At 60.6% G+C, this 19,079-nt stretch carries 19 protein-coding genes; 6 read left to right on the top strand and 13 right to left on the bottom strand.

Features of this window, described 5'->3' with window-relative positions; genetic code table 11:
* The 9 genes from B3V69_RS10680 to B3V69_RS10720 form a co-directional block, all read right to left on the bottom strand.
* Positions 1-623: hypothetical protein (locus tag B3V69_RS10680; protein ID WP_296446389.1), on the bottom strand; the 623-nt coding region annotated here is incomplete at its 3' end.
* Positions 624-843: 220 nt separating this feature from the next.
* Positions 844-2,469, bottom strand: coding sequence for a class I adenylate-forming enzyme family protein (locus B3V69_RS10685; RefSeq protein ID WP_296446390.1), 1,626 nt, complete (start codon positions 2,467-2,469; stop codon positions 844-846).
* 13 nt (positions 2,470-2,482) lie between these two features.
* Positions 2,483-3,139, bottom strand: coding sequence for an ATP-binding cassette domain-containing protein (locus B3V69_RS10690; RefSeq protein WP_296446392.1), 657 nt, complete (start codon positions 3,137-3,139; stop codon positions 2,483-2,485).
* 3 nt (positions 3,140-3,142) lie between these two features.
* Positions 3,143-3,934, bottom strand: coding sequence for an ABC transporter ATP-binding protein (locus B3V69_RS10695; RefSeq protein WP_296446394.1), 792 nt, complete (start codon positions 3,932-3,934; stop codon positions 3,143-3,145).
* On the bottom strand, positions 3,931-4,935 hold the full coding sequence (locus B3V69_RS10700; RefSeq protein WP_296446395.1) for a branched-chain amino acid ABC transporter permease: 1,005 nt from the start codon (positions 4,933-4,935) through the stop codon (positions 3,931-3,933). Before B3V69_RS10700 ends, B3V69_RS10695 begins: the two co-directional genes overlap by 4 nt.
* A gap of 1 nt (position 4,936) precedes the next feature.
* On the bottom strand, positions 4,937-5,845 hold the full coding sequence (locus B3V69_RS10705) for a branched-chain amino acid ABC transporter permease (protein WP_296446397.1): 909 nt from the start codon (positions 5,843-5,845) through the stop codon (positions 4,937-4,939).
* An 86-nt stretch (positions 5,846-5,931) separates the two neighbouring features.
* Positions 5,932-7,260: an ABC transporter substrate-binding protein gene (locus tag B3V69_RS10710; protein WP_296446399.1), complete on the bottom strand. Its 1,329-nt coding sequence runs from the start codon at positions 7,258-7,260 to the stop codon at positions 5,932-5,934.
* A gap of 26 nt (positions 7,261-7,286) precedes the next feature.
* Positions 7,287-8,033: a FadR/GntR family transcriptional regulator gene (locus B3V69_RS10715; RefSeq protein ID WP_296446401.1), complete on the bottom strand. Its 747-nt coding sequence runs from the start codon at positions 8,031-8,033 to the stop codon at positions 7,287-7,289.
* A gap of 359 nt (positions 8,034-8,392) precedes the next feature.
* Positions 8,393-9,916, bottom strand: a complete 1,524-nt coding sequence (locus tag B3V69_RS10720; RefSeq protein ID WP_296446403.1) for a CoA-acylating methylmalonate-semialdehyde dehydrogenase — start codon at positions 9,914-9,916, stop codon at positions 8,393-8,395.
* Positions 9,917-10,041: 125 nt separating this feature from the next.
* Between B3V69_RS10720 and B3V69_RS10725 the strand changes: the two genes are divergently transcribed.
* Positions 10,042-11,034: a LysR family transcriptional regulator gene (locus B3V69_RS10725; protein ID WP_296446440.1), complete on the top strand. Its 993-nt coding sequence runs from the start codon at positions 10,042-10,044 to the stop codon at positions 11,032-11,034.
* Here the strand turns inward: B3V69_RS10725 and B3V69_RS10730 are convergent.
* Positions 11,003-11,668, bottom strand: coding sequence for a TetR/AcrR family transcriptional regulator (locus tag B3V69_RS10730; RefSeq protein ID WP_296446405.1), 666 nt, complete (start codon positions 11,666-11,668; stop codon positions 11,003-11,005). The genes B3V69_RS10725 and B3V69_RS10730 overlap by 32 nt on opposite strands.
* 229 nt (positions 11,669-11,897) lie before the next feature.
* Between B3V69_RS10730 and B3V69_RS10735 the strand changes: the two genes are divergently transcribed.
* Genes B3V69_RS10735 through B3V69_RS10755 form a run of 5 tightly spaced genes read left to right on the top strand, consistent with a single transcriptional unit; the run spans position 11,898 to position 16,766 of the window.
* Positions 11,898-12,524 (top strand): CoxG family protein, encoded by a 627-nt coding sequence (locus B3V69_RS10735; RefSeq protein ID WP_296446407.1) that lies wholly within the window; start codon positions 11,898-11,900, stop codon positions 12,522-12,524.
* Positions 12,525-12,568: 44 nt separating this feature from the next.
* The gene (locus B3V69_RS10740; RefSeq protein ID WP_296446409.1) at positions 12,569-13,423 is read left to right on the top strand and encodes an FAD binding domain-containing protein; all 855 of its coding nucleotides are present in this window, start codon (positions 12,569-12,571) and stop codon (positions 13,421-13,423) included.
* A 30-nt stretch (positions 13,424-13,453) separates the two neighbouring features.
* Positions 13,454-13,945: a (2Fe-2S)-binding protein gene (locus B3V69_RS10745; protein ID WP_296446410.1), complete on the top strand. Its 492-nt coding sequence runs from the start codon at positions 13,454-13,456 to the stop codon at positions 13,943-13,945.
* A 17-nt stretch (positions 13,946-13,962) separates the two neighbouring features.
* Positions 13,963-16,362, top strand: a complete 2,400-nt coding sequence (locus tag B3V69_RS10750; protein WP_296446412.1) for a xanthine dehydrogenase family protein molybdopterin-binding subunit — start codon at positions 13,963-13,965, stop codon at positions 16,360-16,362.
* Between the two features lie 14 nt (positions 16,363-16,376).
* Complete coding sequence (locus tag B3V69_RS10755) at positions 16,377-16,766, top strand: tautomerase family protein (RefSeq protein WP_296446414.1); 390 nt, start codon at positions 16,377-16,379, stop codon at positions 16,764-16,766.
* A 98-nt stretch (positions 16,767-16,864) separates the two neighbouring features.
* Here B3V69_RS10755 and B3V69_RS10760 read toward each other — a convergent pair whose 3' ends face one another.
* The 3 genes from B3V69_RS10760 to B3V69_RS10770 form a co-directional block, all read right to left on the bottom strand.
* Positions 16,865-17,587, bottom strand: a complete 723-nt coding sequence (locus tag B3V69_RS10760) for an ABC transporter ATP-binding protein (protein WP_296446415.1) — start codon at positions 17,585-17,587, stop codon at positions 16,865-16,867.
* Positions 17,587-18,339: an ABC transporter ATP-binding protein gene (locus tag B3V69_RS10765; protein WP_296446417.1), complete on the bottom strand. Its 753-nt coding sequence runs from the start codon at positions 18,337-18,339 to the stop codon at positions 17,587-17,589. Before B3V69_RS10765 ends, B3V69_RS10760 begins: the two co-directional genes overlap by 1 nt.
* On the bottom strand, positions 18,336-19,079 hold a 744-nt coding region (locus tag B3V69_RS10770), incomplete at its 5' end, for a branched-chain amino acid ABC transporter permease (RefSeq protein ID WP_296446420.1). The genes B3V69_RS10765 and B3V69_RS10770, both read right to left, overlap by 4 nt.

Consider the following 19,079-nt stretch of genomic DNA (forward strand, 5'->3'; position numbering starts at 1 on the left):
ATGATTCGACCCATCTCCATCAATTTCTTGGTGGCAGCAGTCATGGAGCCAGTGGGGATTCCGGTCTCGTGTCCAGCAGCCGTTTGGCTAATCTCGGTGAATTCGTTCGAGTTAAGCACGCGTTCAAAATGCTGCAGAAGCTTGGCTGCGTTCCCGCTGGGTTCGAGCCGACTGCCTGAACCCGCAGCGAGTTGAGACGGGCTTACTTTGATTTTGATTTTGGTTTTGGTTTTGGATGTCGATGTCTTTTTCTTGGTCTTGGCCAACACGTCAGTGGGCGTCAAGTCATCTTGCCTACGTACACTGCGGACGGTGGCGCGTGTCGGCGCGGCCAAAGCAGGAACTTCTCGCACGCTGGGTTGGTCATCGGCAGTCAATTCCGCCGCGAGGCGATAGACCTTTTGAAGCTCTTCTTCAATGCCCATCAGCGTTTGCGAGAGACGCGCGACGACCTTCCAATTCTCAAACAGCGCGTCATTGCCCAAGTTGTACGGATTGGTCGCAATAGCCGCATTGACGCGTTCAGCATATTCCTGAACTGCGTTTTTGAGCTTCACATCCGCCGTGAAGGCGGCGGCCCCGGCTTTTTGAATGGCGGAGAGTGTCGAGCTTGAAAGTGACATGGGTTGACCCTTTTTGGACAATGAAAAAAACAAGAGTCGTGCAGCTCGCCTCGTTGCGCGACCGGGATGTGGGTAGGAAACGAATAGGCAAAGCCTGCGTCTCAGGGCCCGCATTTTACCGCCGACGGCTATGGCAACTGTTTTTTCACCATGCGTTTGCTCACCACGGTATTGCGCCAAGGGGGCATGGCATGGGCTCGCTTAAGAGCGAAGTCGTGCGTTAGCTTTCAGATCCGGCGGACTGGTCCAGTTGCGCCCGCAGTGCGCGCTTGATCACTTTACCGTTGCTATTGCGCGGCAGGGGCGTTGGCAGCCAGGTCACGCTTTCTGGCACCTTGTAGTCTGCCAACTGTGCGCGGCAATGGGCGCGCGCAGCGTCACCATCCTGCGCGAGTTCTGGCGCGTAGATGAAGGCGTGCACGCGCTCGCCCAGCACCGGGCAGGGGCGGCCCACGATGGCCGCCTCGATCACGCCGGGCAGGGCCATCAACACATTCTCAACCTCAGCCGAATAGATCTTGAAGCCACCCCGGTTCAACATGTCCTTCTTGCGGTCAAGAATCTGCACGAATCCTTCTGCGTCCATCAAGCCCAGGTCGCCTGAATGCCAGTAACCGGCGGTGAATGATTCGGCGCTGGCCACCGGGTTGTTCCAGTAGCCGGGCACCACCATGGGGCCCCCGATCCACAGCTCGCCGACCTGGCCGGGTGCCAATTCCCGTCCCTGTTCGTCCATGATGTAGATGTCGGCGCAAGGCAGAGCGACGCCCACGCTATCGGCGTGCGCATGCGTTTGGCCAGCCGGCATCATGGTCGCGGGCGAGCAGGTTTCAGTCGCGCCGTAGGCATTGAGCAGCGTCAAGCCGGGTAGATGCTGCGCCATCGCCAGGATGGTAGACACCGGCATCGGAGCGCCGCCATAGCCGCCCATGCGCCAGGCTGACAGGTCGGCGCCAGCGAACTCCGGGGCCAGCAGGCACAAGTTGTACATGGCCGGCACCATCAAAGTATGGCTGACCTTTTCCCGTGCCAGCAAACCGATGAAGCCGGACGCCTGGAAGGTCGGCACAATCACGATGGCGCCGCCGACATGCACCATCGCCACAATGATGGCGATCAGCCCCGTGACATGGCTGGCCGGCACCGCCAGCGCTGAGCGGTCATCGGCCCGAAGGCGCATGCAGGCCTCGTAATGCATGACCGAGTGGACGATGTTCAGATGCGTCAGCATCGCGCCCTTCGGATGACCGGTGGTGCCGGAGGTGTAGAGCAGCACCGCCACATCCTGTTCATGCACCGGCGCCGACGGCGTGGCGGCGCTGCCCGTGCCGGCCGCCTCGACGTCCTGCAAGCTGGGGACGCCATCGACCCGACCCAACGCCACCCGTAACCTCAAGGTCGGCTGGTCGCTCGCACGCGGCACGCGCTCGACCAGATCCGCATCGAAGATGATGGCGCTGGCCTCGCATTGCTTGAGCATGTAGGCGACACCGGGGCCCTGTTCACGCACGCCGATGGGAACGGCGATGGCGCCCAGTCGCTGCACCGCGAACAGCAGCAAAATGAACTCGGGCCGGTTGCTGATCAACAGTGCAACGCGCTCGCCGGGTCGAACACCCGAGGCTGCGAGGCCATCGGTAATCCGGCATACCCGCTCGTGCGCCTGCGCATAGGTCCAGCGCTCGTCCCCATAGACCATGATTTCGTTGTGCCCGCGCTGCCGTACGGCGCGCTCGAAGATTTCATACACATTAGCAGGGCGCTGCGCAAAGCAGCGCGGCAGGCGGTCGCCGTGGAGGGCCTCGTGGCGCATCGCGCCGACCGGGTAGTCTTGCCAGTGGTTCATCGAGGAGGCCTGATCAAGATGCCGCGGTGGCCGCGATGTTGGCGCCGCGTTCAATCACGAATTCAGCGTCGACCAGGCGGCGCGAGTGGTTCAGGTCGGATTGCGAAATCAAAACCGACAGCTGTCCGCCACGCAAGCTGCCGATAACCTCACCCAGACGCATGGACAGGGCCGGTGCAACGCCTTCGAACGGCTCGTCGAGCAACAGCAGCCGGGTGCCAATGGCCAGCGCGCGAGCCAATGCCACCAGCTTCTGCTGGCCGCCGGACAACAGCAGGGCGCGGCGCTCGCGCATGTCCTTGAGCTCGGGCAGGACACCATAGACGAACTCCAGCCGGTCGGACGGCTTGAGCTTGCCGGTCGCCCATACGGGGACCAGGATGTTCTCTTCGACCGTCAGCTCGGGCGTGAGGCCCCGGTCTTCCGGCATGTAGCCGATGCCGTGCGCCGCGCGGGCGTGGCGCGGCAGCGCCGCGAGGTTCAATCCGTCAAAGACGATCCGTCCCTGCGAGGGCTCCAGATGGCCCATGATCGAACGCATCAGCGTGGTCTTGCCAGCGCCATTGCGACCGACCAGGCCGACCATGGTGCCTTCAGCCACGGACAGCGACAGGCCGCGCAGCACCTGCACGGACTCGATGGCGACATGAATTGATTCAATGCTCAGCATGGTTCATTCCTGTCGCAAGGTTCCGGTTACATAGCGGCGCACGTCGTCGGTGGCGAGTGCAAGCTGCGGTGTGTCATCCGCGATGATGCGGCCACTGTAGAAGGCCAGGACGCGATCGGAGTAACGTTCGATGATGTCCATGTCGTGCTCGACAAAAAGAACCGTCACGGGCTCACGGCCCAGCGCGGTCATGATGGCGTCCATCATCGGAAACTTCTCCTCGGCCGAGACGCCACTGGTGGGTTCGTCGAGCAACAACAGCTTGGGGTTGCCGGTCATGGACATCGCGATGTCCAGCAGCTTGCGCACGCCGCCCGGCAGTTCCGCCACCCGCCGCTGACGGTACTCGGCGAGCTTGAAGCGCTGCAGCAGCGCGTCGGCTCGCGCCACTGCGTCCCGTCGGTGCGCCGACTGCCAGAACGACAGCTGATTGCCGTGGCAGGCGGTGGCCACCAGCATGTTGTCAATGACCGTCAGTTCGGGAAATAGCTGGGGAATCTGGAACGAGCGAGCCACGCCCAGCCGTGTGATCGCGCGCGGTGACATCTGTGTGATGTCAACCCCCTCAAGTTCGATGCTGCCCGCGTCCGGTTTCAAATAGCCGGTGATCATGTTGACAAAAGTGGTCTTGCCCGCGCCGTTGCTGCCGATCAGGCTGACGCGTTGGCCACGGGGGATCGCGACATTGATTGCGCTGGCCGCGACGACGGCGCCGAAACACTTTTCGATACCCGAGGCACGCAGCATCAGGGTCTGGGCGGCATTGTCCGCGGCGAAAGATGAACGCATGTTCATGGCTGCCCCCCGCTTGGCGGCAGGCCGACGCGGCCGATCCAGAGCGAACCAATGCCGCGCGGCAGGAAACGAATGACCAGCAGCAGGAAGAGGCCCAGCGCCAACTGCCAGGTATTGGGGAAATAGAGACTGGAGAAAGAGCGCACCACCTCCAGCACGGTGGAGGCGATGAAGACCGCGAGCACGCTTTGCCAGCCGGCCAGGATCGCCACGAAGACGAATTCACCCGAGCTGGTCCAGTAAGAGAAGTTGGGGTCGATGTGCCCAAGGGCCATCACGGTCAACGCGCCGCCACTGCCGCCGGCAAAGGCCGCCAACACAAAGTTGATGCCCATCGCGTGCCGGACCGACCCACCCAGGTATTCGACGCGCAGCTCGTTCTCGCGCACGGCCAGCGTGACGAGGCCGCGCGTTGAGTCGACGTAGACGCGCGCCAACAGCGCCAGTGCCGCACTGAACACCACGGTCACGGCGTACAGAACAAAGCCGACCAGCGCGTCGGGCAGCGCTTGACGGAACAGGGTGGGACGGCCCATGTTGAAACCATCGGAGCCGCCGAGCATCTCCGTCTTCACCAAAATCCCGTAGGTCACCATCGACAAGGCCAGCGTCAACATGGCGAAAAAGATGCCACGGTAGCGCGACAGCAGCGGCGCGAAGGGCGCCGCCACGAGCACAGCGGCCAGGCCGCCTACCAGCGCCAGGCCGACCGCATCGGTCAAGCCCAGACGCGCGAAGGCCAGCGCCGCGGCGTAGCCGCCGACCGCAAAGACCAGGCCCTGGCCGAACGAGACTACGCCACCCCGCATCAGCAGCACGATGCCAAGTGACACCAATCCGTGGGAGGCTGCCATCGTGAGAAGAAAGGTCAGCCATCTGGGCATGAACCAACCGGCGAGCAAGAGCAGTGCCGTGCAGCCGACGCCGGCGAGCAGGATGCGCGATGGGGCGCGCGCGCGCGTGGCAGTGCGGGGCTGCGGGTGGAGAAGGGTTTCGCTCATATCAGATCTTGCGGGTCTGGATTCGCTGGAACAGGCCTTCGGGTCGGAACACGAGGACCACCGCCATCACAATGTAGATGGAAAACAGCTCGGCTGACGGCACCATGTGGACGGCGAACGAGCGCGCGAGTCCGACAATCAAGGCGCCGATGGCGGCACCCTCGATGCTGCCCAGGCCGCCGATGATGACGACCGCGAACGACACGATGATCACGCCCACCGAGACACCGGGCTGGACCGAGATCATCGGCGCGGTGAACGCTCCCCCCATGGCAGCCAGAAAAATACCGACCGTAAAGGTGAGCATGTAGACGCGCGACACGTTGATGCCCATGCTGGACGCCACTTCCTCGTTGTGAATGAGGACCAGCACGAGTTTGCCCAAGCGCGTACGGTTCAGCCCCCACCACACCGCGATCCCGGTGACGACAGCCAAGCCCACCAGCATGAAGTCGTACCCGACATAGACCTGCGTACCGATTTCCACGTTGCCGAACATGGCGTAGGGCTCGGAGACGTAATAGGGATTGGCACCCCAGATCAGCTTGGTCACGTCTTCGAGGATCAGGAACATGGCATAGGTGACGAGGACCAGCAGCACTTCGTCACGACCGTAGAAGAAACGCAGCAGCCCGCGTTCGGTCAGCGGTGCGACCAGGGCCGCGACCGCCAGCGCGGCCAAGAACAGGGTCACCAGCATCAGCAGCACGGTCAGCGGCGGACTCACCTTGAGCACGCTGACCCAGCCGACGAAACTGGCCGCGGCATAGGCACCGAGCGCGTAGAAGCTGCCATGTGCAATGTTGAGTATCTTCAGCACGCCGAACACCAGCGTCAGCCCGAGGGCGACGATAAAGAGCCAGGAGGCGTACGTCAGACCGTCGATGAGGATGGTGATGGCGTTGTTCATTTCAAGTGTAGTCCGGAAAAGTGACGCGGGCCCGCGCGACGGCGAGCCCGCCTCGCCGCGGGCGGCGGACTGTCGAGCTCAGGGCTTCAATTGCACTTGGCGCCGGGAAAGCCGGCCTTGATCCAGTCCTCGGACTTCATGTTCGCGGGCGGATTCACACAGTCGGCGGGAAATCGCTGGATGTCGTCTAGCACCACCATCTTTTTCGCCGCGTCATAGCGCGTGCGACCGATCGCCGTATCCTGGATCGCCTGATGGCCGGCGCCGAGGGTCATGCGTATTTTGCCGGCCGGTGTATCCCACTCCAGGCCAGTGAGGGCTGCAGCCAATTGTTCGGCGCTTGGTTTCTTGCCACCATTGGCGGCCATGGCCTTTTCCACGGCCAGCTTCAGGCCCATCAAAGCCTGCGCCATGCGGTTGGGGGCCTGCACCGGGTAGACGGTGTAGGCCTTCTGATAGATGCTCCACCACCAGTCGTTGAGGGCCGACTTGGGCGCCAGCAGGCCGTATGCCCCGCGCGCGCCGATGATCGCGCCGTCGGGCATCTTGTCGCCCAGCCCCGGCAGCACGTGGTCGGCGGCCGACAGTACCACCTGCGATCGCTTGAACAAGCCGCGCGGGCCGGATTGCAAAATGAAGGCCTGCAAGTCGCCGCCCCACAAGCTGGAATGGGTGACATCGGCCGGCTTGGCCATCAAGGTCGAAATTTCGGTGCCGTATTGGCCGGCGCCGAACTTGGGCAATTGGTCTTCACCCGGTTTCGCATTCGGGTACAGCTTCTCCATCGACAGCATGAAGTCCTTGCGCGAGTCTTGACCCCAGGCATAGTCCTGGTTGATCATGTTGTAGCTGTTGACCTTGCTGTTGTGCGCCTTCAGGTAGCGCACCAGCGCGACGTTGTCCATGGTGGCATGCGCCGCCGTACGGAAGACATAGTTGTACTTGCCGTCCTCGAAAATGCGTGGTGTGCCGCAGTCATAGAGGATCAGGAACTTTTTCATCTCCTCTGCCACTGGGGCCACAGCCAGACAGTCGCTTGAGCCCACATAGCCGACCACCGCGTCGACTTTCTCGCGGTCATACAGGTTGCGCAGTTCCTGAACCTGCTTGGTCGCGCCGCCATTCTCATCGGCGTAAGTAGGCTCTATTTTCAGACCACCGAATCCCACCTTGTTGTAGGGTGCGGGAGCCTCCCCTTTGTTGAAGGCCTCGACCAGGACCTTCGCGCCATTGACGGCCGGAATGCCGAAGCTCTCCGCCGCTTGACCCGAAAGAAAACTGACGATGCCGACCTTGAAGGTCTCCTGCGCTTGCGCGCCTGGGGTAAGGCAGGTCAACGTCGCGGTCATCGCGGCGAGCAACGCCGGACGCCGGAGTACGCGGGGAAAAACCATCTTTTTCATTGTCTCTTTCATGCTTGTCTCCTCGGGTTGAATGGAAGCTACAGGGTGAGCGTGATAGGGGCGCTCATGTCCAGCGCCGCCATTTCGAAACCGCGCTGAAAATCGATCATGTGCTTGCGCGTCCAGTCTTCGGCGGCAGCGGCATCACGCTGATGCAGCGCTTGCAGAATCGCGCGGTGGGCCACCAGGTTGCGCGCCTTGGACTGCGGCAAATGCATATGGATCCGCAGCAGCGTCGGGTTGTAAAGCAGGCTGATCGGCTCACGCGCCAAAATCAGTGCGGGGTTGTGGCTGGCGCGTCCGACCAGGGCGTGGAATTCCACATCCAGTTCGACCAGGCGGGCGTTCTCCTCCAGCGTGTGGGCGCCTCGGGCGGACAACGCGGCGGTCGTCGCCGTATTCGCATCCAGGGCCTCCAGGTCCAACGCGTCAGCGTGTTCCGCCGCCAGCCGCGCGGCCAGGGGTTCGATGGTCACGGCGACTTGCCATAACTCGTGAAAGGTCGTCCGCTGCAGCAGCAGCAAGCGCGCGGCCCGGGGCGCCATGTCATAGAGACCCGGCAGCGTCACAAACAGCCGGCGTCCCTCGCGTCTTTGCAGTAGCCCTTCCTGTTCGACTTGCCGGATGGCCTCACGGACGGTCGAGCGGTGCACCCCAAAATGCTCAGCCAGGGCCTGCTCGGTGGGCAAGGGCGTGCCGGGCTTGAGCGCCCCATCGAGAATGCTGCGCTCGATTTCGGCCGACACAGCCTTGTAGGCAGGCTCAAGCCGGATTCGCCTGAACACGGCGGCGCTCTCCGCTGCGGGTGCAGAAGGCGATGCAAGCTTGGCGGATTGCGGCCGTGTCAGGCGTGATTCGACGGACGGCCTTTGAAGGGCCGAGTCGACTGATTTTTTGTCGCGCGCTTTTCGCTTGAGCGAGGCTTCCAGACTTGTCTCCTGCAGGGCAATTATTATTTGTCGGCTATTTGTCCGACAATCCTATTGTTCGATAAACAAAATACCAAGTCAACTGAATTCAATGCCGCAGTGCAACATGCTGGCGGATGGTTTTTCCCGTGTCGGCGCTTGCATCAGCTCCGGCCTCCGTGCATCCGTCAACGCGGGAAATTTCAATTTTCAGCGGCAGTGAAGGCTGACGCTGCTCACTTGGCGGTAGGCATCACAAACTCGGCGCCCTTGGGGGTGCTCTCAGGCCAGCGCTGCATGATGGATTTCTGCTTGGTGTAAAAGCGCACGCCTTCTTCGCCATAGGCATGCGTGTCACCGAACAGACTGCGCTTCCAGCCACCGAAGCCGTGCCAGGCCATGGGTACCGGAATCGGTACATTGATGCCGACCATGCCGACCTGGATACGGCGGCTGAATTCACGTGCCACGTTGCCGTCGCGGGTAAAGCAGGCCACGCCGTTGCCGAACTCGTGGTCGTTGATGAGCTTGACCGAAGTGGCAAAGTCCGGCACGCGCACACAGGCCAGCACCGGGCCGAAAATTTCTTCCTTGTAAATGCGCATTTCGGGCGTGACGTGGTCAAACAGCGTGCCGCCCATCCAGAAGCCTTGCTCGCAGCCTTCGCCGGCGGCTGCGCCATTGAAACCACGGCCATCCACCAGCAGTTGGGCGCCTTCTTTCACGCCTTGCTCGATGTAGCCCGTGATGCGCGCATGGGCGGCGGGCGTGACGATGGGGCCCATTTCGGCGGCGAGGTTGCTGCCGTTGAGTACCTTCAGAGACTTGGTGCGTTCAATCAGCTTTGGCAGCACCTTGTCGGCCACATCGCCCACCAGCACCGCGACTGAGATCGCCATGCAGCGCTCGCCGGCCGAGCCGTAGCCCGCGCCAATCAGCGCATCCACCACCTGATCGATGTCGGCATCGGGCATCACCACCATGTGGTTCTTGGCGCCGCCCAGAGCCTGCACGCGCTTGCCGTGATGGGCGCCGGTCTCATAGATATAGTTGGCAATCGGGGTGGAGCCGACGAAGCTGACCGCCTTGACGTCGGGGTGCACCAGCAACGCGTCCACCGCTTCCTTGTCGCCTTGCACGACGTTGAACACGCCGTGAGGCAAACCGGCCTGTGTCAGCAGATCCGCCATAAACAGGCTCGCGCTGGGGTCAATCGGGCTGGGTTTGAGAATGAATGTGTTGCCGGCAGCAATCGCCACCGGAAACATCCACATCGGCACCATGACGGGGAAGTTGAACGGCGTGATGCCGGCCACCACGCCCAGAGGCTGGCGCAGTGTCCAGTTGTCGATGCCGGTGCTCACCTGGTCGGTGAAGTCACCTTTTAGCAACTGGGGAATGCCGCAGGCAAATTCGACGATGTCGATGCCGCGTGCGACCTCGCCCTGCGCGTCGGTGAAGACCTTGCCATGTTCGGCGGTGATCAGGCGGGCGAGCTCGTCTTTGTGGCGGTTGAGCAGTTCCAGAAACTTGAATAAAACGCGGGCACGGCGAATCGGGGGCGTGTCGGACCACGCGGGGAAGGCGGCCTTGGCTGAGGCCACGGCGGCATTCACGTCCTCTGAGTTGCCCAGCCGCACTTGGCGCGTCACAGCGCCGCTGGCCGGGTTGTAAACGGGTTGCGTGCGTGTGCCGACGCCGGCGCTGCGTGCGCCCTGGATGTACTGGGCGACTTCGGTTGAACTGGCGTGATGTTGCATGGCGGGTCTCGATGGTTGAAGGAATAGCGGGATGGAACTGCTGGACTCGCAGTTTATGAGCGCCACATCTGCATGACAAGGCTATAGGACTAAACTTATTGTTCAAATTAATGAACAATGCAATCATGGATGAGCAAAAAATAAACGATCTCTGGAGTCATTTGCACTGGCTCACCGTTCTGGCGCAGCAAGGCAGCTACACCGCTGCCGCTGCCCGGCTGGGCGTGAGCAAGGCGGCCATGAGCCAGCACATTGCCGATCTGGAGCGCACGGCCGGGGTGACGCTGGTGCGGCGCACCACGCGCAGCGTGCGGCTGACCGAAGCCGGACAACGCCTGGTGGACAGCACGCGTGCTTCGTTCGAACAGATCGCCCAGAGCTTTGCCGAAGTGCGCGACTTGGCGGGCGTACCGCGTGGCTTATTGCGGGTAACGGCGCCGGTGGCCTTTGCGCGCCAGCAGTTGGTGCCCCGTCTGCCCGATTTTCTGCGCGAATACCCCGAGGTGCGGCTGGAACTGGACCTGTCCGACCGACTCATCTCTTTGGCCACCGAAGGTTTTGATCTGGCAATCCGCCATACGGCCGCGCCACCCGACACCCATGTGGCCTGGACGCTGTGCGCCACGCGCTCGGTGCTGGTTTCCAGCCGCGGCTACCTGCGCCGGCGCGGCGTCCCGGCCAGCCCGGAAGACTTGCTCACCCACAACTGCCTTCACTACCCCCGTGCGCAAGACACACCCGCCTGGTCGTTCGAGCCAGTCGGCCCTCAGCACGCCAACGAACAACGTGTGACCGTGCCGGTGTCGGGCTCGCTGTCCGCCAACAACAGCGAAGCCCTGCGCGATGCCGCGCTTGCGGGACTGGGGATTGCGCTTTTGCCTGACTTCAGCGTCCAGGCAAGTTTGCAGACTGGCAAGCTGGTGCAAGTGCTGCCGCAATGGAGGCCGGTGGGCGCGTTTGCCGAACAGCTCTATGCGATTCGGCCTTATTCAGCCCACGTGCCGCGAGCGTTGACGGCGTTTGTAGCGTTCTTGCGCCAGGCGCTGGCCGCCGGATTTACGCAGGGAATCGAGACGCCGCTACCTTCTATGCAAAAAGTTCAGGTGCCGAGACGATGAAGGAGCGGACCCGGTCCGTCACGATCTGCTTGAGGTCCACGGGTCCGGGCTGGTTATAGACCCACTGCCGTATGCCAATGTAAAAAATACCGCCATGCAGGCCCCACATCAATTCGATCTCGCGCTCGCTCGCCTCCTCTTTTTCCGGCAAACCAAAATGGCGACGGGTCTCACGCAGGATACGGGGGAAGAGCTTTTCCTTCAGCAGGCCAAGATATTGTTCAGGGATGGAGCCATCGCTCAGTCCTGAAAATATAAAAATTCGTACCCACTCCGGCGTCAGGATGGTGGCTGCGTAATCCAGATAAAAACGCGTCAGCTTTTCTTCCAGCGGTGTCGATCTGTCGTCCAGCCATTCTTCCCATTCCTGTTTCCATCGCCCAAGGTAAACCTCCTGATAGACCCGTTCGATCAAGGCTTTCTTGGTCGGGAAGTAGTGATACAGCAAGGGATGCGTGATGCCAATTTCCTTCGCCAGATCACGAGTTTGTCCTTCCAGGCCACGTTCAGAAAAAAACTTGATGGCGCCTGACAGGATCTGTTGTTCTCGCTCGGCGGTACTGAACCGTTGCCGAACTTTTGCCGGTTTCGTCAACGCGGCGGCAGGCGCTGCTTTCTTGTTTTTGGATGGCATGGACAGTGTTCATGGCGCTTGATTGCCAGCGCCTGAAAACGGAAGGAGTTTAAGAACGGCTCATGTTACCGCGCCTTGAGAATTTCAAGGACGAATGGATTAAACATTTGACTTAATTTACCATCGGGTAAATAATGGCGATCAGAGTCTGAAAATACGGGTGCCAAACATGACACGTCACTCGGCTCAATAGCGTAGCGCGAAGTTATCTGAAAGAAGGAAAAAGACCATGGAACTGACTGGAGAACAAATTGTTCGGGCGCCCCGGCAGCAGGTTTGGGACGCCCTAAACGACCCGACGATTCTGTCGCGTTGCATCCCCGGCTGCGAGGAGGTCAAAAAAGTCTCAGACAGCGAAACACATACCCGGGTCGCCATCAAGATCGGCCCGGTGCGCGCACGTTTCTCCGGCAAGATATTTATGACCGATGTTGCCATTCCAAGCCGTTGCACACTCACTTTCGAAGGTTCCGGCGGTGCGGCCGGCTTTGCAAAAGGGCGTTCCGCTGTGACGCTGACCGATGAGGGCGCGGGAACAAAGCTGAGTTACTCGGTAGAGGCCTCTGTGGGCGGTAAGCTGGGCCAGATCGGTGGTCGTCTGATTGATTCATCCGCCAAGAAAATGGCAGATGAATTCTTTGCCGCATTCGACAGTGCATTGACGGGCGGCGGCGTGGCCGAAGCGGGCGCGGTTGCTGCGCAACCTATGGCTTCGTATCCGATCTCCGCCGGGCCAGGCATGCCGGGCAGCAAGCAGCCTTTCGCGGGCGGGGGATTCCAGCATGAGCTGTACCGGGCATTCTGGTTCAGCTTTGGTGCTGCCTTTGCGTTGTTGGTGAGCCGCTGGCTGCATTGACTGGCCCGGCCTCCCTAACGGAACTATCGAACCAAGGAGCTATCGTGAAAGCCCCCTCATTTGATTACGTGAAACCTGGCTCGTTGAGCGAGGTGTTTTCTCTGCTGGAAAAACATGGGGATGACTGCCGGATCATCGCCGGCGGTCAAACACTGCTGGCGACCCTGAACATGCGTTTGTCCGAGCCGAAACTGCTGGTCGACATCAACGGCGTTCGCGGCCTAAGCGGCATCTCCCTGCAGGTGAATTGCGTGCGGATCGGTGCCATGACACGCCACAGCGAAATCGAAGAATCGCATCTGATCGCACAGCATATGCCCCTGTTGGCCATCACGGCGCCCCATGTCGCGCACAAAGCCATCCGCAACAAGGGAACCCTCGGTGGATCGCTTGCGTTTGCGGACCCGGCCGCCGAGTGGCCGTGCTGCGCCGTGGCACTGGATGCCGTGATCGTGATGGCCAGCCAGCGTGGCCTGCGGCGTGTCAAGGCTGTCGAATTCTTTCGCGAGTTGTACACCACGGACATGGCGCCGGATGAAGTCATTGTTGCCTGCGAATTCCCGTTGCAGTCACAGACCTCGCGCTGCGCCTTTGAAGAGCTGGCCCGCCGCCATGGCGACTACGCGATCGTGGGACTGGCCGCCGTAGCCCAGGTGTCTGACAAGACCTTGAGCCAGCTGCGGCTGGTCTTTTTGGGCGCCGGCAATATTCCGGTGCGCGCGCGCGCGGCAGAGGCCGCGCTGGAAGGCAAGGCACTGAGTCCGCAGTCTCTCAGCGCCGCCAAGGTGGCGTTGGCGGGTGAATTGACGCCAGCGGCCGATCTGTACAACTCGGCGGAAATGAAGCTGCACCTTGCCACGGTCCTGCTGGATCGAATTCTGAAGACGCTGACATCATGAACAAACTGGCAAATATTTTTGGAGACAGCAATGGCTGAAACAATCCAGGTCACCATCTGCGTCAACGGTGTTGACCAGACCAGGCGTGTCGAGCCGCGCACGCATCTGATCGACTTCATCCGCGATGAACTCGGCCTCAAGAGCGCCCGTGCCGGTTGCGAACACGGGGTCTGCGGCGCATGCACGGTGCGCCTCAATGGCGACATCGTCCGCGGATGCCTGGTTTTGGCGGTGCAGGCCGATGGGCAGGAAGTGGAAACCATCGATGGCGCCAGTGACCGTGGCGATCTGGTCGAATTGCAGGCGGCTTTCCACGCCCACAACGCCTTGCAATGCGGCTTTTGCACTTCAGGCATGTTGTTGACGGCCTCCTCGCTGCTGGCGGAAAAGCCAAATGCCACGCGCGACGAGGTGCGCGAATACATGTCCGGAAACTACTGCCGTTGCACCGGCTATCAGGCGATAGTCGATGCGGTTTGCGAAGTGCAGGGAAATCGTCGTCAGACCGTGGTTGAAGAATAAAGATCGGGAGAGAACAAATGGGGTTTGTTTCAGACAAAGGAATTCAAGTTCTGACCACCGATGCTGCTGTGCAAGGGGGCTATATTGGTAGCGGCGTATCGCGCCCGAATGCCAAACGTCATCTCGAAGGCCGAGGTACGTATGTTGACGACATCGTATTGGCCCGATTGGCGCACGTGGTTTTTCTCCGTAGTCCGCTTGCCCATGCCCGCATCGGCAAGATTGATGCAGAAGCTGCCCGCGGCATGCCCGGCGTGATCGCCGTGGTTGACGGCAAGCAAATTGCCGAGATCTGCAGCCCGTGGGTGGCAACCCTGACCCATCTGACCGGCATGAAGTCGGCCGCGCAGTATCCGCTGGCCATGGATCGGGTGTGCTGGCAGGGTGAGCCGGTTCTGGCCATCGTGGCAGAGTCGCGCCAGCAGGCCGAAGATGCGCTGCAGACCATTGCGGTCGACTGGCAGCAGTTGCCGGTGGTCGCGCACATGGAGACCGCGCTGGATGCCGATACCTTGGTAATTCACCCCGAGCTCGGCGATAACCTGTGCTTTACCAAGACCATCGATACCGGCAATGTGGAGGACGTCTTTGCCCACGCTGACGTGGTGGTGGAAGAGACCTATCGATTCGGCCGCCACACGGGCGTGACGCTGGAAACACGCGCGGTTCTGGCCGATTTCAACCCGGCGGAAAATAAACTCACCGTGTACCAGTCGCATCAGGCACCGCACATGATGCAGGACCTGTATGCCCGGCACTTTTCCCTGCCGGAAAGTTCTGTGCGCGTGATTTGCAAGGACGTCGGTGGCTCGTTTGGCATCAAGGTCCACTCCTATCCAGATGACTTTGCCACGGTCGCACTGTCCATCATCTTGAAGCGTCCGGTGAAATTTATTGCAGACCGGCTGGAATCCTTTGTGAGCGACGTTCATGCACGGGAGCACGTTGTGCACGCACGGCTGGCAGCCAAAGCGGATGGCGAAATTCTCGCGTTCGAAATTGATGATCTGACCGGTGTCGGACCGTACTCCGTCTATCCACGGACCAGCGCGATTGAAGGCAACCAGGTACTGAACATCACCGGCGGACCTTACAAACACAAGGCCTATCGCGGTCATCTCAAGGTTGTCTTTCAGAACAAGGCGCCCACCAGCCAGTACCGCGGCGTTGGCCATCCGATCGCCTGTGCCGTCACGGAAGGCCTTGTTGAGCTGACCGCGCAAAAACTGGGCATCGACGCTTTGCAGATGCGCAAAATGAACGTGATGCCGGACGATGCTTATCCCTGCACCGGGGCCTCCGGCATACGGTTGGAAAAACTCTCGCACCAGAAATGCCTGGCGCAGCTTGAACAGATGATGGACTACGCAGGGCTGCGCCGCGAGCAGGAAGCGCTGCGCAAGAAAGGCATCTACCGTGGCATCGGTCTGGCCGTGCTGATAGAACTGACCAACCCGGGCGCCGCTTTCTATGGTGTGGGCGGCGCACGCATTGCCGCCCAGGATGGCGCGACCGTGCGCTTCGATCCAACCGGCGTCATTACTTGTCTGGTGGGTGTCGGCGAACAAGGGCAGGGGACCGAGACGATTTTCGCGCAGATTGCAGCGGACGCGATCGGCGTACCGATGGATCGCGTCAACGTCATCACCGGAGACACCGATGTCACGCCTTATGGCGGCGGCACCTGGGCCTCGCGCGGCGCCGGTATTGGCGGTGAAGCCGTATTGCAGGCCGGGCGTGCACTGCGTGAAAACCTGCGCAAGCTGGCCGCCGTGGTGCTGCAAAAGGAGTTGGCGCTGCTTGATATTCGAGACGGCCGTGTCGTGGACGTCCACACGGGTGACGTGCAAATTGAACTCTCCGAACTGGGACGGATTGCTTACTTCAGGCCGGACACCTTGCCCGCAGGCGCGTTGCCAGAACTGGTCGTCACGCGCACCTATGCGCAGCGCGAGTTCCCTTTTGTATTCACCAACGGTGTGCAGGCCTCCTACGTCGAGGTTGATGTCGAAACCGGCTTCGTCAAGCTGCTCAAACACTGGGCGGTAGAAGACTGCGGCCGCATCATCAATCCCTTGTTGGTGGATGAGCAGATGCGCGGCGCCATCGTCCAGGGGATAGGCGGCGTGCTGTTCGAAGAGTGTTTGTATGACGACAGCGGTTTGCTGCGCAACGGAAGCATGGCGGACTATCTGGTGCCGATGGCCACAGAGATGCCGGACATCGAATTAGGTCACGTCGAGACGCCCACCAAGACTTCCGCCTTGGGTGCAAAGGGCGCCGGTGAAGCCGGCACGGCGGGCGCCCCGGCGGCGGTGATGAATGCCATCAATGATGCGCTGTTGCCGTTCAAGGCGCGGGTCACGGCGCAGCCCATTACCCCGGAAAAAATTCTGCGTGCCATCGGCGCGATTTAAACAAGGACAACGCAATGCCATTGGTAAAAATCAGTCTTCATGCCGGCAAGAATGCCGAATTCCATCGCAAACTGAGCGACGCCGTCCATGACGCGATGGTCGCCACCATTGGGGTGCCCGTAGCCGACAAGTTTCAGATCATCTCGGAGCACCGCGCCGGGGATCTGGTATTTCCGCCGCTGTACTTGGATATTGCGCATGAAAATGACATCATCTTCATCCAGATATTCCTCAATGCAGGCCGCACCATCGAGTTGAAGCAGGCCTTGTATCGAGCGATTGCCTCAGGTGTCGCTGCCGCAGTCGACTTCAATCCGAAAGACTTGATCATCAACCTGGTGGAAGTTCACAAAGAAGATTGGTCTTTCGGCAACGGCATTGCGCAATACGTCCCTGCGCAATAGTCTTTTGAGGTGGAACGACAGGCCCGATACCCAAGAAAAAGGCCGGGCCATTCGGCGCCAGGATCCTGGCGCGGCTTTTTTCTGGCGGATTCACGGCGTCACACCGAGCAATAACGCTCCTGGATTGCTTCATCGTTGAGGAGGTCCTGCGCCGGTGCCTCGTGCACGATCTCGCCCTGATCCATGATGTAGGCTCGGTCCGAGATGCGCAGCGCGTGCTCGACGCTTTGCTCCACCAGCAGAATCGTTACCCCTTTTTTCTTGAGCAGCTCGAAGTACTCGAACATCTCGTCCACCAGCTTGGGCATGATGCCTTCGCTCGGTTCGTCCAGCATGATCATTTTTGGCTGTGCTGCCATGGCGCGGGCGATGGCCAGCATCTGCTGTTCGCCGCCCGACATGGTGACGGCTTCCTGGGCCAGCCGCTCTTTCAGGCGCGGGAAGGTCTCGGCAATTTCTTCGACGACCTCCTTCGTCCGTTTGCGACCCTCAGGCGACGCCATCACGCCAAGTTCAATGTTTTCCATGACGGTCAGGCCTGGGACGATCCGGCGTTCTTCAAATACGAAGGCCAGGCCGTGATGGAAGCGTTCATGGGCCGGTCTTTCCAGAAGGCTCACCCCATTGAAACGGACCTGGCCTGTGGTGCGGCTCAACAGTCCCATGATGCTCTTCATGGCGGTGGTCTTGCCGGCGCCGTTGCGGCCGATCAGGGAGACGACCTCGCCGGGCATCACATGAAAACTGACGCCTTGCAGAATATGGCTGCGGTCATACCACGCGTTGAGTTTCTCAACGGACAAAACAGGCGCTTGTGCCATCAGTGATTCCCCTTGCCCAGATAGACACGTTTGACTTCTTCATTGGATCTGATTTCATCGGGTGTGCCCTGCACCAAAAGTTGACCCTGGTGCAGCACGATGATGCTGTCGCTGACGCCCATGATCAGTTTCATCTTGTGCTCGACCAGACCGATGGTGCGATGTTCGAGCAGCTTGCGTATCAGGTTCATGATGACGCGGGTTTCTTCCGGGCTCATGCCGGCGGTTGGTTCGTCGAGCAGCAGGAGTTTGGGGTCGCAAGCCAGTGCGACGGCGATTTCCAGGCTGCGTTGCTCGCCATGCGCGAGATTTTCCGCGCGGTCGCGACGGCGGTCCTGCAAGCCCACCAGCTCAAGCAGGGATTCAGCCTTTTCCACCCATTCGACATGCTGGCTGCGCGGGCTCCAGATGTTGTAGACGCTGTGCAGCGACTGCACGGCGACCCGCACGTTCTCCAGTACGCTCAGCGCCGGAAACAGGTTGGTGATTTGAAATGATTTTGAAATGCCGATCTTGGCAAATTCATGCTGTTTCAAACCGACCACATTCCTGCCCTCAAACAGGATTTCACCCGAAGTCGGCAAGAAGCCGCCCGACACCATGTTGAAGAAAGTCGACTTTCCGGCGCCGTTGGGGCCAATGATGGCCGTCAATTTGCCGCGCGGAAAATCAACGCTGACGTCCTTGTTGGCGGTAAAGCCACCGAATTTTTTGGTGACGTTGCGCGTGCTGAGAATGGATGTGTTGGTCATTTTTTGAGCCAATCCAGGACCGTGCCCCAAATACCTTTCGGGAAGAAAAGCACAAGAATGATGAAGATGACGCCGACGATCAATTGCCAGCGTTCTGTGAAACCAGTGACGACATATTCGATGCCGAGGAACAAGCCCGCGCCGATGAAGGGACCGAAGAAGGTCCCCATGCCGCCCAGCAGCGTCATCATCATGACCTGGCCCGAGGTGTGATAAGACAGGCTGTCGATCGATACGGTGGACAGATTGATGGCGTTGAGCGCACCGGCCAGGCCGCAGACCATGCCTGAAATCACCAGCGACAGCAGTCGTGTGCGTTCAACGTTGATGCCGCAGGCGCGCGCCCGATGCTCGTTTTCACGCAGGGCTTCCAGAATTGAGCCGAATGGGGAATTCAAAAGCCGGCCAATCAGCCAGATCGCGATGGCCACGAAGCCGAGCATGAAGTAGTACTTGACCAACGGGTTGAGCAAGTCGAGTTTCAGGAAACCGAGGTCTATCGTGTTCACATTCACCCCGCGCAAGCCGTTGTCGCCGCCGGTCAGGGAGGTGGCCTGGAAAAACAAAAAGTACACGCACTGTGCCAGCGCCAGGGTGACCATGGCAAAGTAGATGCCGCGGGTGCGCATCGCCAGCAGGCCCATCAGCAAGGCAATCAGGCCTGCCAAGGCGACGCCAAAGCACAGGGCGAGTGGCCAGGCAAGGCCGTATTGCGAGATCAGGATGCCGCAACCGTAGGC

This window comes from Rhodoferax sp. UBA5149, from assembly GCF_002413825.1.
Taxonomy (GTDB): Bacteria; Pseudomonadota; Gammaproteobacteria; order Burkholderiales; family Burkholderiaceae_C; genus Rhodoferax.